Genomic DNA, 1,270 nt, shown 5'->3' on the forward strand with positions numbered 1-1,270 from the left:
GGGACTGCTGCACCGATAGGTGACAGTTGCGGTGTTATGCCGCCGAGGCGGCTGTGTTGATGATGGTCTCGTATTCGATCGGGGTCAACCGGCCGAGGCGTGCTTGCCGGCGTCGGCGGTGATAGGTCCGCTCGATCCAGGTGATGATCGCGATCCGTAGCTGCTCGCGAGTGCTCCACCGTTGCCGGTCGAGGACGTTGCGTTGCAGGAGCGCGAAGAACGATTCCATCGCTGCGTTGTCACCGGCGGCGCCGACGCGACCCATGGATCCGACCAGGCCGTGCCGGTTGAGAGCGGACACGAACTTGCGCGATCGGAACTGAGAGCCCCTGTCGGAGTGGACAATACAACCCGAGACGTCATCGTCTCGGCGGGCGACCGCATTGTTGAGCGCAGCCACCGCGAGCCGCGATTGCATGCGGGAGTCGATGCTGTAGCCGACGATCCGCCCCGAGCAAGCGTCTTTGATCGCGCAGAGGTAGAGCTTGCCCTCGTCGGTCCAGTGCTCAGTGATATCCGTCAACCACAACTCGTTCGGGGACTCAGCGGTGAAGTCCCGTTCGACCAGGTCGTCGTGCACCGGCGGACCGGGCTTCTTACCGTTGCGTGCACGTTTCTTGCCGAAGCTCGACCACCAGCCGTTAGCGCAGCAGATCCGCCACGCCGTCCTCGGGCTCATCGGTTGACCTGCAGCTTCGGCTTCATCGGCGAGGAGCCGGTACCCGAACTCTGGATCATCACGGTGCGCGTCGAACAGGGCGTTCGCCCGGTCCGCCGCGACCCGATCGGCGGTGGTGACCGCGTCCTTGAGCCAGCGGTAGTAGGGCTGTCTGGCGAGCTTGAGAACCCGGCACGTCACCGTGACGGGGATCCCGTCGGCGGCGAGCTCCTGCACGAGCGGGTACATCATTTTCCCGGCAGGTTCGCCTGCGACAGATACGCCGCGGCCCGGCGCAGGACTTCATTCTCCTGCTCCAACAACCGGATTCGCTTGTTGGCTTCCCGCAGCTCAGCGGACTGCCCGCTCGTCATGCCGGGCTTGGTGCCGTCGTCGATGTCGGCGCGGCGCAGCCACTTCGTCAAGGTCATCTCGTGGATCCCGAAGTCCTTCGCGACCTGCGCGAGTGTCACCCCAGGTTCACGGTCCCGGGCAACCCGGACCACATCGTCACGGAACTCCTGCGGATAGGGCTTAGGCACGATGGCCATCCTTCCAGGCCCACCCCTCGGGCAAGCCAGATCAGATGTCACCTATCGGTGCAGCAGTCCC

At 64.7% G+C, this 1,270-nt stretch carries 1 protein-coding gene; it reads right to left on the reverse strand.

The window, feature by feature from the left end; genetic code table 11:
- Nucleotides 1–34: 34 nt before the first annotated feature.
- Nucleotides 35–1,200 (reverse strand): IS3 family transposase gene (locus ACLQ3K_RS26390; protein WP_168547853.1). Its coding sequence is split into 2 segments (ribosomal slippage): nucleotides 35–913 and nucleotides 916–1,200, totalling 1,164 coding nucleotides; the frame shifts between segments, so codons are not numbered across the junction.
- Nucleotides 1,201–1,270: the final 70 nt, after the last annotated feature.

Source organism: Tsukamurella sp. DT100, from assembly GCF_049844855.1.
Lineage (GTDB): Bacteria > Actinomycetota > Actinomycetes > Mycobacteriales > Mycobacteriaceae > Tsukamurella.